Source organism: Candidatus Zixiibacteriota bacterium, assembly GCA_035574315.1.
In the GTDB taxonomy this organism is placed as follows: domain Bacteria; phylum Desulfobacterota; class Binatia; order UBA9968; family UBA9968; genus DATLYW01.
In genome coordinates, this window is record DATLYW010000026.1 from 110977 (window position 1) to 125622 (window position 14646).

14 protein-coding genes are annotated in these 14646 nt (G+C 65.7%); 8 read left to right on the forward strand and 6 right to left on the reverse strand.

The genetic code is table 11. From position 1 onward, the window contains the following. Positions 1 to 20: 20 nt before the first annotated feature. Entirely contained in the window at positions 21 to 2489 is a 2469-nt protein-coding gene (locus tag VNN77_08485) for an AsmA family protein (GenBank protein ID HXG51424.1), read from the reverse strand. A gap of 133 nt (positions 2490 to 2622) precedes the next feature. Here VNN77_08485 and VNN77_08490 point away from each other — a divergent pair, with 133 nt between their 5' ends. The 3 genes from VNN77_08490 (at position 2623) to VNN77_08500 (ending at position 5178) form a co-directional block, all read left to right on the forward strand. Further along, entirely contained in the window at positions 2623 to 3765 is a 1143-nt protein-coding gene (locus VNN77_08490; protein HXG51425.1) for a tRNA-dihydrouridine synthase, read from the forward strand. Between the two features lie 12 nt (positions 3766 to 3777). Continuing rightward, on the forward strand, positions 3778 to 4407 hold the full coding sequence (locus VNN77_08495; GenBank protein ID HXG51426.1) for a Maf family protein: 630 nt from the start codon (positions 3778 to 3780) through the stop codon (positions 4405 to 4407). A 189-nt stretch (positions 4408 to 4596) separates the two neighbouring features. Next, complete coding sequence (locus tag VNN77_08500; protein ID HXG51427.1) at positions 4597 to 5178, forward strand: hypothetical protein; 582 nt, start codon at positions 4597 to 4599, stop codon at positions 5176 to 5178. Here the strand turns inward: VNN77_08500 and VNN77_08505 are convergent, their stop codons facing one another. Beyond that, complete coding sequence (locus VNN77_08505) at positions 5179 to 5412, reverse strand: hypothetical protein (protein ID HXG51428.1); 234 nt, start codon at positions 5410 to 5412, stop codon at positions 5179 to 5181. It lies immediately after the preceding gene. Positions 5413 to 5653: 241 nt separating this feature from the next. Here VNN77_08505 and VNN77_08510 point away from each other — a divergent pair, with 241 nt between their 5' ends. The 4 genes from VNN77_08510 to VNN77_08525 all read left to right on the forward strand — a co-directional run bounded on the left by VNN77_08510 (position 5654) and on the right by VNN77_08525 (position 9561). Continuing rightward, entirely contained in the window at positions 5654 to 6706 is a 1053-nt protein-coding gene (locus VNN77_08510; protein ID HXG51429.1) for a hypothetical protein, read from the forward strand. 99 nt (positions 6707 to 6805) lie between these two features. Then, positions 6806 to 8083 carry a peptidoglycan DD-metalloendopeptidase family protein gene (locus VNN77_08515; GenBank protein HXG51430.1) on the forward strand — a complete coding sequence of 426 codons (1278 nt, stop codon included), beginning with the start codon at positions 6806 to 6808 and terminating at the stop codon, positions 8081 to 8083. 124 nt (positions 8084 to 8207) lie between these two features. Continuing rightward, positions 8208 to 8513 carry an antibiotic biosynthesis monooxygenase gene (locus VNN77_08520; GenBank protein HXG51431.1) on the forward strand — a complete coding sequence of 102 codons (306 nt, stop codon included), beginning with the start codon at positions 8208 to 8210 and terminating at the stop codon, positions 8511 to 8513. Between the two features lie 28 nt (positions 8514 to 8541). Continuing rightward, positions 8542 to 9561, forward strand: coding sequence for an LLM class flavin-dependent oxidoreductase (locus tag VNN77_08525; GenBank protein HXG51432.1), 1020 nt, complete (start codon positions 8542 to 8544; stop codon positions 9559 to 9561). 28 nt (positions 9562 to 9589) lie between these two features. On the opposite strand, the gene VNN77_08530 is transcribed toward VNN77_08525, so the two are convergent. From VNN77_08530 to VNN77_08545, 4 genes are all read right to left on the reverse strand, one after another. Next, on the reverse strand, positions 9590 to 10258 hold the full coding sequence (locus VNN77_08530; protein HXG51433.1) for a dienelactone hydrolase family protein: 669 nt from the start codon (positions 10256 to 10258) through the stop codon (positions 9590 to 9592). A 190-nt stretch (positions 10259 to 10448) separates the two neighbouring features. Continuing rightward, positions 10449 to 10895: a hypothetical protein gene (locus VNN77_08535; protein HXG51434.1), complete on the reverse strand. Its 447-nt coding sequence runs from the start codon at positions 10893 to 10895 to the stop codon at positions 10449 to 10451. Between the two features lie 200 nt (positions 10896 to 11095). Then, positions 11096 to 12166, reverse strand: coding sequence for a tetratricopeptide repeat protein (locus tag VNN77_08540; GenBank protein ID HXG51435.1), 1071 nt, complete (start codon positions 12164 to 12166; stop codon positions 11096 to 11098). Then, positions 12163 to 13206 carry a tetratricopeptide repeat protein gene (locus tag VNN77_08545; protein ID HXG51436.1) on the reverse strand — a complete coding sequence of 348 codons (1044 nt, stop codon included), beginning with the start codon at positions 13204 to 13206 and terminating at the stop codon, positions 12163 to 12165. The genes VNN77_08540 and VNN77_08545 overlap by 4 nt, the downstream gene beginning before the upstream one ends. Before the next feature lie 357 nt (positions 13207 to 13563). Between VNN77_08545 and VNN77_08550 the strand changes: the two genes are divergently transcribed. Continuing rightward, on the forward strand, positions 13564 to 14622 hold the full coding sequence (locus tag VNN77_08550; GenBank protein HXG51437.1) for an amidohydrolase family protein: 1059 nt from the start codon (positions 13564 to 13566) through the stop codon (positions 14620 to 14622). Positions 14623 to 14646: the final 24 nt, after the last annotated feature.

Genomic DNA, 14646 nt, shown 5'->3' on the forward strand with positions numbered 1-14646 from the left:
GAGGCCGGAGGTCGAAGCGCTCAACGGCCGAAGAGACGATCCAGCCCTTTGCGAATGAGGTCGTCCGGCGACTCCCGTCGCCTTCGCTCCGGCTCGAGCGGGACGGGAGCCGGCTGGTCTCTCGCGGCGTCGGGTTCCTTCCTGCCGAAGAAGCGGCGCTGGATCTCCTCGGCGCCTTTTTGCAAGAAGCCGCGCTGGACCATGCGGGCCAGGTAATCGCCGTCGGGCCGGGGTCTTACGTTTGGAAGCGTTCCGGCGAGCGCGAACGGGACCTCCATCTGCCCCTGGCCGTTGAACAGGTATCGCACCTCGCGCGCGGAGCTTGCGATGTCCGCGGACAGGCGGGGCGAGAACTGCAGGACCGAGCGGAAGTCGACACGGCGGTCGAAATCGGCCCAGCCGTTTCCCTGCACGGAAAAGTCGGCCGCGGCGATCCGCAGGCTCTTGACGTTGATGCGGGCGCCGCCCAGATCGAGGAGCGCCTTGAGCTCGCGAAATTCGGTGTCCTTGGCTGCAAAGGTTTCGGGGTACTTGCTCCGAATCCTGGGGTTGATCAGGTTCGTCAGCCCGGGAATGCCCGTGATTCCGGAGAGGACGCCCTCGGCGAGGTTGAAGTTCAACAATGCTCCCTGAACGACCTCCGCCTCTCCCTGGCCGCGCAGCCGGGCCTTGATCTGCTCCCAGTTCTGCCCGCCGCCGTTGACCTTGACGTCCGCGTTGAGCTTGCCGCGCAGGTCGCGCTGCGCCCTGGCATCGATGGCGGCGTAGAGTCGCTGGATGTCGATGCCGCGCGCTCGCGTCGCCAACGAAAAGTGCGGCGTCGGCGCGTCGAACGCGTACTCCCCCTCGAGCTGGAGCGAGCCGTCGAGCGCGTTCATGCGTAAATTGCGGATCGTGGCAACCTTGTTGGCGAGCGAAAGATCGGCCTCCAGCCCCTTGTAAGGGATCCGGTAAAGCGTGCCATCGGTCGAAGCCAGCTTGGCCTGCAGCACGACGTTGCCGTTGTGGGCGCGGAGCTGCCCTTCGCTGGTCAGGTTTTTGATCGCGTCCACCCTGCGGGCCTCCGAGATCTCCGCCTGGTACTCGGCCGGAATCAGCTCCGGCGTCGAGATCCGGTACGTCAAGGTGAGCGGCGAAAAGCGCTCGACGGCTGCGGCCAGGCGGATCCGCGAGCTGCCCAGCGTGAAGGTCGTCTCCTGGACATCGGCTCTTTGCCCGGTGAAGTTGATCCTGGTATTGAGGTCTTTCACGGGCTTGGAGAACTGGGGCGGGCGGGCGCTCGCGCCGCTCAGGCTCAAGGTCCCCTGAATCTGCGGGGAAGCGCCGCCGCCGGTCCTGCCGCGAACCGTCGCGTGCAGCTCGAATCTGCCCGACAGCTGATAGCTCGCCAGGGCGGGCACCAGCTTGTCCCACCCCTCGAGCGAGGCCGGCCTGGAATCGAAGGAGAGGTCGAGCGCGGGGGCGTCGCCCAAACGGATATCGCCCCTCGCGGCGAGCGCGAGGGTGTGCAGCTGAAGGTCGCCGCGGCGGACGGAAATTCCGCTCCTCCCGTAGCGCGCATCCGTGGAAACGGCGAGCGGCACACCGGCCGGCTTGTGAAACGTCTTGCCGTAGGCGATCACCCCATCCCGTCCCTCGATCTCTCCCGCGACCGCGAGATCGAGGAGCGTGCCTTTGAATTTCAGCTCCTTCACCCGAAAAACTCCGGAAAGATCGAGATCTCTGGGGAGCCAGCTCCTGATTCCGGGAAGGGCCGCCTTGAGCCGGGTCATATCGAGCGGGTCGGCGGTGAGCTGCCCGTCGAGAGGAAGGCGGACGACATCGACCCCGTCGCGCCCCAGCGGGCCGAGGCGCGCCTTCAGCTTCAGGTTTTGCTTCGGGGCGAACAAGGCCGCCGCGAGCTCCACGGTGAACGGGCGGTCGAAATCGAGGTCGGCCACGCGGAGATCGATGTCACGGAGCTCGACGTTCGCCCCTTCCTTGCGGTCGCGGTAGCGCACGTGACCGGCCGAGATGTCGACAACGGAGATCAGCAAAGCGCGGGACGCGCGGTCCCGCTCGCGGCCGGGCGGCTCCTTCTCTTTTTTCTCCTTTTCCTTTTTTCCGATGGTCGAAAAATTGAACTCCCCGCGCTCGCTGCGGACGATGTGGATCACCGGATCGTGAAGGATGATCTTCTTGACCTCGAGCTGCTTGCGCAGGAGCGGCCACAGCTTGACGTTGACCTGGAGGTCTGCGGCGCGCACGAACTCGCCCGAGGAGAAGGCGGGGTCGTCCGCCATGGCGAACCGCATCAGGCGGACGCCTAGGCCTCCCCACAGCGCGAGCTGCACATCGCCCACCTGGAGCCTGCGCCCGAGCGCCTCCTCGGCGCGGGTCAGGAGATAGTCCTTGTTCCGGCGGATGAGCGAGTTGGCGTTGAGGATCGCCACCACGGCTGCGACCCCCAGGACGAAAAGGACCGTTCCGGCGATGATCCATTTCCGCATGGGCGCATTTTAACAGAATTCGGCGCCGCGTGCAGGCACATTCAACCGGGCGGGCCCGGGCGGCGCCTCCCCGCCGCCGTGCGGGACGCACGTTGCCAAAGGAGCGCCGCGCCGATACACTTCACAACCGGACATGAGCTTCTGGCGTGCCATTGAGAAGCCGATCGTCGGGCTCTCGCCGATGGACGGCATCACCGATGCGTCGTTTCGGCGCGTCACGGCCGCGCTGGGCGGGCCCGACGTGATCTTCACCGAGTTCGTCAGCGTCGAGACCGCCTCTTTTGCGCCCCACGCCATGCTGAGGGACCTCGACTACTCGGAGATCGAGCGGCCGATTGTCGCTCAGATCTACGGACGCTCGCCCGAAATGTTCTACAAGGTCGCGCACATCGTTTGCGAGCTGGGGTTCGACGGGTTGGACATCAACATGGGTTGTCCGGCGAAGAACGTGGCCCAGCGGGGGAGCGGCGCCGCGCTGATCGAGAAACCCGATCTGGCGCGCTCGATCGTGCGCGCGGCGATCGAGGGCGTGCGCCACTGGAGCGAGGGCCAGACGCTCGAGGCGATCGGGATCGATTCCGATCTGGTGGCGGCGATCGATCGCGCCGCTCGCATGCGCGGCGGCGCAGCGGCAGCGTCTCGCAGGCGTGCGATTCCCGTTTCGGTCAAGACGCGCATCGGCTACGATCGAGTGGTGGTCGAGGATTGGGTGCGCCATCTGCTGGAGGAGCGGCCGGCGGTGATCTCGCTGCACGGGCGAACGCTGAAGCAGGGCTATTCGGGAGAAGCCGATTGGGGCGCGATTGCGCGCGCGGTCGCGGCGGCACGGGGCTCCGGAACGCTGATCCTGGGAAACGGGGACGTGAAGGATCTCAACGACGCGGCCCGGCGGATTCGCGAGACCGGGGTGGACGGCGTCCTCCTGGGACGCGCCGCTCAGGGAAACCCATGGATCTTCCGGGCCAAACGGGAGCTCAAGCGGGCGATGCGGGAAGGAGAGCGCACGCCGGTGGTCCCGGCGGAGCCCACGCTCGAGGAGCGTTTCAGGGCGATGCTCGACCACAGCCGCGATTTCGAGCGGCGGCGGGGCGTGACCGCGTTCGCGGCGATGCGCAAGCACCTCGCGTGGTATTGCCGCAGCTGCCCCGGGGCCGCCCGGCTCCGTGCCCGGCTCGTACAGGTCGCCAGCGCCGCCGAGGTCGCCGCCTGCCTCGACGATTACCTTGCCGGATTGGACCGCGCCGCGGGCGAGACTCTCGCGGTCGCCCGCGGCTGAGCGCGTCCCCCGATGCAGATCATCCTCGCGTCCAGCTCGGCCCGGCGGCGCCAGATTCTGGAGGTGCTGGGCGTTTCGTTCCGGGTGATTTCGCCGTATTTCGTCGAGATCGTCTCCGCGGACCGGCCGGTCGAGGAGGAGGTGCTGGAGTTCGCGCTGCGCAAGGCCTCTTCCGTGGCGCGGGAGCACCCCGGCGCCGTCGTGATCGGCGCGGACACGCTGATCGCCCTGGGGGAAAAGAAAATCGGCAAACCGGCGGATCGGGCCGAAGCGAAGGAGATCCTTCTTGCGCTCAGGGGAAAAAGGCACAGGATCTTCACGGGCGTCGCGATCGTGGACGAGGCCGGGGGTCCCGGGCTGCGCCACGTGGAGCGGGTCGAGGTGAAGATGCGGGGCTATTCCGAAGAAGAAGTCGAGCGATACCTCGACACCGGCGAGTCGCTCGACAAAGCGGGCGCCTATTCGATTCAGGGGGGCGGGCGGAACTTGATCGAATCGATCGAGGGCGATTATCTGGCCGCGGTCGGGCTGCCGCTGAGGCCGATCGCACGCTATCTCCGGAGCCGCGGCGTCCCGCTGCGGGAGGACGTCGAGCAAATCTACGCCGAGAAGCGGTTCCCGAACTGGAGCAGCTTTCCATAGCTTTTGAGCCGGTCGCTCCGGGCCGAACGTGCCGAGGCAGGTAGTCCTCTGTTGAAAGCTCCACTGCCACGAACGCTCGCGCGTCGATCGAGACGGGCTTGTCGCCTCGCCACTGTTGTATCCTCGCTTGCGTCCTGCACGCCAGCCGCGTTCCTGCCTACGGTCGCGAGCGCACCTATCGAGGCGTTCGTGCGGCGCGAGGCCGACCGGATCATCGCGGTCACGCTCGACCGCGAGCGAGCGCACCTGTACCGGATCGAGCTCGCCGATTTTCCCCGCCCGGACGTCCTCGGGTTGAGCATCGGCGGCCGGCGCGTTTACGTCAGTCACTCGCTCGCGCAACTCGCATTCGACAATCCACGTCACCTTTGGCTGTTGCGCCAGACGCTGGCGCACGAGATCGCGCACGAGATCTCGGGGCACGCCGAGGAGTCCGGGTCGGCTCAGGTCCACAGGTCGTCATCGGTCGGCGGAGTGACGGCAGCCGACCTTGGGCTCCCCCCGGTGGTGCGCTTCCGGCACTATTCGCTCGACGAGGAACTGGAAGCCGACAGTCGGGGGCTGGATTACTGGAAAGCCCTCGGCTGGGACTGCCGTATCTGGATCGAGATCCTGCGCCGCTTCGGGGAGCAGGATTATGCGGGAGACGCATTTCACCCCACCGGGCGGCGTCTGGCGCGGGCGAGGGCCGCCTGCCCGGAGGATTCCGGGGATTCCAAAGAGCAGCATCCCGCCGCTCCCGACGCCGCCGCCGGCAACCCTGATAGATGATCAATAGATGATCGAGCCGCGCTCGATTTGGCGCTTGCGCTCCTGATAAGTTTCGCGGTCGACCCGGCCTTCGCGGTAATCCTCTTCGAGGCGGTCCATCTGCCGTTTGGCGTTGTACTCATAGCCCGCGCCCGTGCCGAGAACTCCCACCGCCGTTCCGCCCCAGAATTCGGGACTGCAACCGGCCGGCGCCGCGCCGGCGACGAGCAGAGCCAAGATCAGGCTGTATCTCATGACGATAACCTCCTGCGATTCCTGTAAAACGGCAGGAGCAAAAACAGGACCACGAACGACCGCCGTAAAGGCGGGAGGATCGCATTACAAGCGGAGGCGATTCGAGTCGCGATGTCTGGAAAAGCCTCCATCGGCGTCGGTGAATTCAGTCCCGCGCGGCCGGTTCATCTTTCCTTGAGCGCGGCGATTGTTGTATAAGCGTCCTGCCGTGAACCGGCAGAACCATGGAAAGGGGGCGGCGATGGGACATCGAATCGAGGGAACGGCGGTTGCGTTCGGGCTGCTTCTGGCGGCGCAGGGCGTGCCGGCCTTCGCGCAGACGCCTTACTATCAAGGCAAGACGATCACGATCATTCGAGGCGGCCAGCCGGGCGGAACCGGCGACATGCAGGCGAGAGCGCTGATCCCGTTCCTGCAAAAGCACATCCCGGGGAATCCGACGATCATCATCGAGAACATGCCCGGCGCCGCGGGCATGAAGGCCGTGAACTACATCTACTCCACGGCCAAGCCCGACGGCTTGACGATGACCGCGGTCGGCTCCGGTCTCGCCGCCGGCCCCATTCTCGGCTTGCCGGGCGCAAGGTACGACATCGACAAGCTCATCTACCTCGGATCGACGGAGCACGGCGATCCCTATGTATTCCTCAGCCGCAAGGAAGCCGGGTTCGACAGCCTGGAAAAACTCCGCGCGGTGACCGGCGTCAGGCTCGGCGCCCAGACAGTCGGCCATGCGATCTACATCAGCGGACGCATCTTCGCCTTCCTGCTCGGCCTCAGGGAGCCGAAAATGGTGGTCGGCTTCGGCGGCCCGGAGCTGGACCTCGCGCTCGCCCGCGGGGAGGTCGACGCGCGGGCGAACAGCGCCGATACGGTGGTGCGGCGCAACGCCGACGCTCTGGCCAGGGGTCAGTTCAACGTGCACGCGACGATCACGATTCCCAGGGGAAAGTTCCATCCGCGCTTCGCCAACGTTCCCGACCTGGAAACGTTCGCGAGGAACGAGCGGGAGCGTAACCTGATCGGTCTTTTCCGGGCTTTTCTCTATCCCCGGTGGCCCTACGTGTTGCCGCCGGGGACGCCCGGAGAAATCGTGAAGACGCTGCGCGAGGCGATGGTCAAGGCGTTCAAGGACCCCGGGTTCGCCAAGGAGTTCAAAAAGCTGATGGGCGGGGAACCCTCGCCGCTGACCGGCGAGGAGGTGGAAGCTTCGATCAAGGAGCTGCCGCGCGACGCGGAAGTGATCGGGCTCTACAAGAAGATGGCGGAGAACATACCGCTCCCGCCGCGCTAGGAAATTCGGACGCCGGAGAAGGATTTCCGCGAACTTTCCTTTGACCGGGGCGACGAAATGCTGTAAAAAGGCGGGAACTGCGCTCGTGACCGAAGCATCATGCTTCCGAGACTCCGCAAACCACTGATCTCGAGCCGGCTCATCGATTCATCGTTTCGGGTCCTCGCCTTCGGCGTCGGAGTCCTGTTGTTGCTGTTTCTGGCGCCTTTTGTCGAACGGCCTCAGGAAAAATACGAAACGTTGCCCGTCACGGAGCCCTCGCCCGAGGCGCCGGCGCGCGTGGAGGTCAAGCTGCGCCGGGGAGACACGCTTCTGTCGCTGCTGACGCGCCACGGCCTGCGCGGCTCGTCGGCGCACGAGCTGATTTCGGAGCTGCGCCCGTTTCTCAACGTGAGGAAGCTCAGCCCGGGCGACCCCGTGCAGCTGGTCCTCGGCCCGGAGGATCGAACCATCCGGGGAATAGATCTCACCGTCGAAGACGAGCTGGTACGCGTTCGGGCGACCGCCGAAGGGTGGCAGGCGGAACGGCGGAGGATTCCGCGGGTGATCGAGGCCCGCGGCGTTCGGGGGGCGATTACGAGCAGCCTTTACCAGAGCGGGACCGAGGCCGGACTCACCCCGCAGCAGATCCTGGACCTTGCGCGCGTCTTCGAGTACGACATCGATTTTTTCTCGGACTTCCGGGCGGGCGACCTCTTCGCGGTGCTGTTCGAGGATCTGCGTTACGTCGACGGGCGAAGAGTGCCCGGGAAGATTCTGGCGGCCGAGCTGGAAGCCGACGGCCAGCGGCACGAGGCGTTCTACTTCGTGCCGCGCAACGGCGACGGCTCTTATTACGACTCCGAAGGCAGGGCGGTGCGGCGCACGTTTTTGCGCGCCCCCCTGAGCTATGCCCGGATCTCCTCGCCGTTCAGCGTGGCGCGCCGCCATCCGATCTTCCGCACCGTCCGGCCGCACCTGGCCATCGACTACGCGGCGCCCGCGGGCACGCCGGTCGTGGCCGTCGGGCCGGGGCGCGTCGCGTTCGCGGGGTGGCGCGGCGGCTACGGCAAGATGGTGGAGATCCGCCATGCGGGCGGCTATTCGTCGCGTTACGGCCATTTCTCGCGCATCGCGCCGGAGATCCGCCCGGGGCGGCAGATCGACGCGGGAGAGGTGGTCGGATACGTCGGCCGGACCGGCCACGCCACGGGCCCGCACCTGCACTTCGAGTTTCTCCGCGGCAGCGAGAAAATCAACTTTCTCTCCTTGAAGGTCCCGCACGTCCAGCGTCTCGAGGGAGACGAGCTCAGGCGGTTCATGCGCGAGCGCGACGAGCGCCTGGTGCTGCTGCGCAGCTCCGGTCCGCTCGCGGGGCGGGCGCAGACGGGCTCCTGAGGCATCCGGAGCTGTGCACCGCCCGGCAGCGACGAGGCGGCAGCGCGGCGCTCGAAGGGGTTCATTGACATCCGTTCCCGATAGGGTGATAGTGCGCCCGGTGGAGCCGAAGGAGGAAACCGGCGTGATAGTCGTATCCAACAGGATTCCGGTGGCGCCCGGGCACGAAGGTGAATTTGAAGAGCGCTTCCGCGGCCGGGCCGGACTGGTGGAGCGCATGCCCGGCTTCGTGCGGCTCGAGATCCTCAGGCCGGTGAAGAGCGACTTCTACGTGGTGATGACGCACTGGGAGGACGAGGCGTCGTTTCGGGCCTGGACCGAGAGCCCCGAGTTTCGAGAAGCGCACCGCAACCGCCCGCCTGCGGAGATCCTCGCCGGACCGAGCGTGTTCGAGATGCACGAGGTGATTCAGCGGGCGGAAAGGCGCTGACGCGGACGGCGGCGAGAGAAGCCCGCAGATGACCATCCATTTCGGCGTCTTCGATCACCTCGACCGGAGCGATTCGCCGCTCGCCGATTTCTACCGCGACCGGCTGGCGCTCGTCGAGGCCTACGAGCGCGCGGGGTTCTATGCCTATCATGTGGCCGAGCACCACTCGACGCCGCTCGGAATGGCGCCTTCCCCCAGCGTGTTTCTCGCTGCGGTGGCGCAGCGCACGCGCCGGCTCAGATTCGGCCCGCTGGTTTATGCGCTGCCGCTCTACCATCCGCTCCGCCTGATCGAGGAGATCTGCATGCTCGACCAGATGAGCGGCGGGCGTCTCGAGATCGGCTTCGGCCGGGGGTCTTCCCCGATCGAGATCCAGATTTACGGGCAGGACCCCCTCAAGGCGCAGCGCATCTACGCGGAAGGGCTCGATCTGATCCTGCGAGGGCTCACGGCAAAGACTCTCGATTTTCGCGGCGAGTTCTTCGCGTTCGAAAACGTGCCGATGGAGCTCGAGCCGCTGCAGAAGCCGCACCCGCCGATCTGGTACGGCGTGCATTCGCCGGAGAGCGCGGCGCGCGCCGCGCAGAGAGGGCTGAACATCGTGAGCCTGGATCCGGCCGACCGCACGCGCGCGTTCGTGGAGCGTTACCGCGAGGTCTGGCGCGAATTCTGGGGCGCGGAGCGCCCGGAGCCGAAGATCGGTATCGGCCGCTTCATCGTGCTCGCGGAAACGCGCGCCGAGGCCGAGCAAATCGCCCGCCGCGCCTACCCGCGATGGCACCGAAGCTTCAATCATCTGTTCCGGCTGCGCGGCGGCGCGCCCGTGCATCAGCGGCCGGCGGACTACGACGGGCTCGTGAAAAGCGGGCAGGGCGTCGCCGGCGACCCGGAGACCGTCGTGGCCTTTCTTCAGTCGGAGCTGGAGCTGGCCCGCGCCAATTACGTGGTCGGACAGTTCGCGTTCGGCGATCTCACGCTCGGCGAGTGCCTGCGGTCGGTCGAGCTTTTCGCGCGCCGGGTAATGCCGTGTCTGCGCGATTCCGGCTGACGATCCGCTCGCCGGCGACCGCTGCAAACTACCCGATGTGCCTGGCGAAGAACGCCAGGGTGCGGTCCCACGCCAGCTTGGCGCAAGCCGCATCGTATTTCGGGCCGGTTTCGTTCCCGAAAGCGTGCTCGGCGTTGTACCAGTACGATTCGAAGTTGACCTTGCCCTCTCTGAGACGCGCCTCCAGCGCGCGCGCCTGATCCGGCGCGAAAGCGGCGTCCTTTTCGGCGAAGTGAAGCTGGAGCGGGATCGAGATCTTCCTGACGTCAGCCGCCTGCTCCGGCGGGAAACCGTACCACGACGAGGCGGCATCGGCTTCCTGGACCAGGGCCGCCGTCAGAACCGTCAGCGCGCCGCCCATGCAGAAGCCGACGACGCCGACCTTCTTGCCGGCCTGCTTGAGATACTGGGCCGCCCCGCGAATGTCCTGGGTCGCGGCCTCGACGAAGTTGAGACTGTTCATGAGATGGCTCGCTTCCGCCGCATCGAGGGTGACCTTGCCTTTGTACAGGTCGGGAACGAGTGCGCGGTACCCGAGGGCCGCGAATCGCTCCGCCACCCCTTTGATCTGATCGTTGAGCCCCCACCACTCCTGGATGACCACGATGGCGGCGTTTTTCTCGCCGCCGGCGGGAGTCGCCAGATAGCCGTTGCAGTCCCGGCCGTCCGGTCTCTTGAACGTAATCATTTGTCCCATGATTTCCCTCCGTGAGCGAAATTAGCTCCTTACCTATCAAAGGCCCCGAGCTTGTCAATCCGATGCCTGCTCCTTACCGCAGGGGCGGAGCCCGGTTCGCCTCCCTAGGCAGCAGCTTCGCGCGTGGTAGAATGCCGCCATGAGGGGCATCCAGAGCGCCGTTTTCGCGGGGATCGCCGGTTTCATCGGGCTATTTTTCACCGTTCCGGCGCACGGCGCCGATGCCGCCGTCGAGATGCAGCAGGAAACGGAGCGCGCCCGGGAGCGGGAGAAGGTGAAACAGCTCGTTCCGAAAGCTAGCCTCGAAGAGCTTCGGCGCGATCAGCGATCGGCGCAGACGCAACGGGAAATCGACCAGCTCAAGAACCGGCCGGGCGACCGCGGCCGCGAGCCGGAGTTCGACGGCGCGCAGAAGCAGCTCGATCAAATCCGGCGCGATCAACAGATCGATCGATTGCAGACGGAGCTGCAGATCAACCGCATTCAGCGCGAGCAGGATCAACGGCGACGCGAGCAGCAGCTCCAGGAGTTGCAGCGCCAGCAGCAGATCGACTTTCTCCGCGACCAGCAACGCCGCCTCCAGCTCGAGCAGAACCTGGACCGCCTCCGCCAGCAGAGCGGCCGTTAGAAGCGTCACGCGTCCCGGGTCCCGGGTCCCCGGGCGTTCCCGTCCCCTGTTTCCGGCCAGCAGTCGAGTGTTTCGTTCGTGCCGGTCTGCGGTCTTCGGTCGTTCTCCACGGAACCTTTGAGCTGGCGCGAAGCGGCGCGGGCTTGAACGGTGCGTAAGCGGTCGAACGGCGCGAACAACTCGAACGGTCCGTCGGCCGTTCCCGGGTTTCACCTTCCGCTTTTTCCCTCGGCCGCTTTTCTGGCGTCGTCGATGATGGGCTGAAGCTTCTTTTTCAGCGGCGGATCGAGCTGGAAGGCCCTGCGGAAGTCGGCGTCGGCTTCCCGGGTTTGCTTCTGGTAGAGCCGCGCGATGCCGCGATAGACGTAAGCTTCCGCGTTGCGCGGTTGCAGCCGGATGACCTCGCCGAAGTCGCGGGCGGCGCGGCCGTATTCTCCCGATCGCAGGTAGGCGATCCCGCGGTTGTAGTTCGCTTCGGCGTCCCGCGGGTTCAGGCGAATCGCTTCGCTGTAATCCTCGATCGCCTGCTCGTTTTGCCCGAGCTTCGCTCGCGAAAGGCCCCGGTTGTAGAAGGCGGCTGCCGAGCCCGGATCGAGCTTGAGGCTCGCGTCGAAATCGGCGATCGCCCGCTCGTGCTCGCCGAGCCGGGCGTGCGCGACGCCGCGGTTGTAATAGGCGTCGGCGCGGCCGGAGTCCCGCTCGAGGGCGGCGGTATAGTCGTGAATCGCGTCCGCAAAGCGGCCGAGCGCGAGCAGGCTGTTGCCGCGATTGTAGTAGGCGTCGGGATCCTGCGGGTTGGCGCGGACCGCCTCGGAAAAATCGGCCGCCGCGGCCTCGTATCGCCCGGCGGCGAAGCTCACGCTGCCGCGGTTGACGTAAGGCTTGCCGTCGTCCGGGTTCAGCTTGATGGCGGCGCTGTAGTCCTCGTACGCGCGATCGTGCCGCTTGATCCGCCGGTAGGCGTTGCCGCGGTTGAAGTACGCTTCGGCGTCCTTCGGGTTCAGCTTGATGGCTTCCGTGTAGTCGCGGATCGCCGCCTGGTTTTGCCCGAGATCGTAATAGGCGTTCCCGCGATTGAAATAGGCATCGGCGAGCCTCGGGTTGGCCCGGATGACTCTGTCGTAGAGGGAGATCGCCTCTTTCGGCTTCCCGTTTTCCTGAAGCTCGAGTGCCGCCTTGAGCAGCGCTTCGGCCTCCCGGGAGCGCTCCGGCGGCACGCCGGCGAAGGCGAGCACGGCGGCGACCGAGAAGACCATCAGGAGAGGTGCCGTGCAGGTCATTTCACGCCGGGCGATCTCGCCTGCCCGGTGGCGGCTTCGATCGGCTCCTTCAAGGCCGGGTCCAGCTCGACGGCCCGCTTGAGATCCTGCATGCCCTCCTCGGTCTTCCCCTGGCGAAGCCTGACCATCCCCCGATTGGCGTAAATGCGGCCGTTCTTCGGCTCCAGCTTGATCGCCGTTTCGTAGTCCCTGAGCGCCTGATCGAACTTGCCGAGCAGCGAATAGGCATTCGCCCGGTTGTTGTACGCCTCGGCGTTCTTGGGCTCGAGCTTGATCGCCTCGGTGTAGTCGCGCACGGCTTGCTCGTGCTTTCCCAGGCGGCGATGGGCCAGCGCCCTCTGATGATAGAGCTCCGCGTTCTTCGGCTCCGACTTCTCCGCCCGGTCGAATTCCTGCACAGCCCGGTCGAACCGCCCCAGGCCGATCCACGCGTTACCGCGCTGCACGTAGATGCGCGGGTATTTCGGGTTCAGCTTGACCACCTGCTCGTAATCGCGGAGCGCCGCCTCGTAGCGTTTTTCCACGTAGTGGGCGTTGCCGCGGTTGAAGTAGGCGTCCGCGAGCCTGGGGTTGATCCTGATCGCCTCGTCGTAGCTCTCGATTGCCCGGTCGAGGCGGCCGAGCTTGTAGTACGCGAGCCCTCGATTGACGTGCGCCGCGGCGAGCTTGGGGTCGAGCCTGATCGCCTGGTCGTAGTCGCGGATGGCGCGCTCGTACTGGCGCAGCTCGTCGTAGGCGTTGCCGCGGTTGAAGTAGGCGTCCGGGAGCTTGGGGTCGAGCCTGATCGCCTGATCGTAGTCCTTGATGGCGGTTTCGTGCCTGCCGAGCGCCGCGTTCGCCGTTCCTCTGCCGACGTAAGGGGCCACGGCGCGGGGGTCGGCCTTGATCGCCTGCTCGTACGCGGCGATCGCTTCCTTGAGCCGCCCCGCGCGCTGGAGGCGCAGGCCGCGGTCGTAAGCGCGCTCGGCTTCGCCGGCAGCGAGCGGCGCCGCGGCCGCGACAAGCAGAAGGAGAGCAAGGAGATCCGTTCGCAGTCGCATCGAGAACACCTGTGAGCCGCGCCGGCTTCGGCGGTTCGAACGGTTCAAGCCGTTCAATCGCCTACGCTCGGCCGAAGCAGCGGCCGCGGAACGCGGCCGTTCAAGCGGTTCAAGCCGTGCCGCGCCGGCCGAAGTTTCAAAAGTTCGAAGGTTCAATGGTTCAAGTAAAGAACCCGGAAACCGAGAACCAGGACCCCGGAACCGCAACGACGCCTCCCGATCAACTCCGTAGTAACGTACTCCGGTCGCGATGTCCATCCGATGGCCATATCCTGCAACCGGCGGTCGCCGCTTCCCTGGACAAATCGGCAAAAAAAGCATAAACGGGATACCGAGACTGCAAGCAGGAGGAGCAAGATGGCGGCACAAACGGCGCTGGCGCACAAGACGGAAGCCGATATCGCGCAGGAAATCATCGTTTCCGCTGACTCGCATATCATGGAACCCGACGATCTCTGGGTGAAAAATCTGACCCCGTCGCTGCGGGAAAAATATCCCGAATACCCGCCGCGCAGGACCGCCGGGGAAAAACCGGGCGGCTGGGACCCGAGAGCGCGGATCCAGGAAATGGAGATCGACGGCGTGTCCGCCGAAGTTCTCTATCCCACGCTGGGGTTGCGCTTGTTCGCCCTGGAGGACGCGGAGCTTCAGGAAGCCTGCTTCGAGATCGCCAACGACTGGCTGATCGAATACTGCAAGGTCCATCCCGACAGGCTGGTGGGAATCCCGATGATTTCGCTCTACAACATTCCCAAGGCCATCAAGGAGCTGGAGCGCTGCAAAAAAGCCGGGCTGGTCGGCTGTCTGATCTGGCAGGTCCCGCCGCCGCACCTTCCGTTCACCAGTGATTACTACGATCCGTTCTGGGAAGCGGCGCAAGAGCTGAACATGCCGGTGAACCTGCACATCCTGACGGGGTTCAACTACAGCCGCTTCGAGCGAAAGGGGCTCGACACTTACCGCCATACGGTGAACACCAAACTGTACGACGCGGCCAACTCCCTGTTCGATCTCGTGTTCAGCGGGGTCATGGAGCGCTTTCCGCGGCTCAAGTTCGTGTACGTCGAGAACGAGATCGCCTGGATACCGTTCCACATTCACGAGTGGGACAAGTACTACATCCGCCATTCGCCGCGCGTGCCCGTCCCGGCGATGAAGAAGTTGCCGAGCGAATACTGCAAGCAGGTCTACGCCACTTTCTTCAGCGACCCGACCGGCGGGAGGCTGCTCGACTGGTGGGGCTCGGACGTGTGCATGTGGTCGAACGACTATCCGCACGCGGCCTCCACGTGGCCGCATTCGCGCCGCGTGATCGCGGAGGAGCTCGGTCATCTGCCGATCGAGGTCTTCCGCAAGGTCGTGCGCGAGAACGTGCTGCGGCTCTACGATCTGAAGCTGGCGGGGATCAACGCTTGACGCAAGCGGGCTCGTAACCATGTA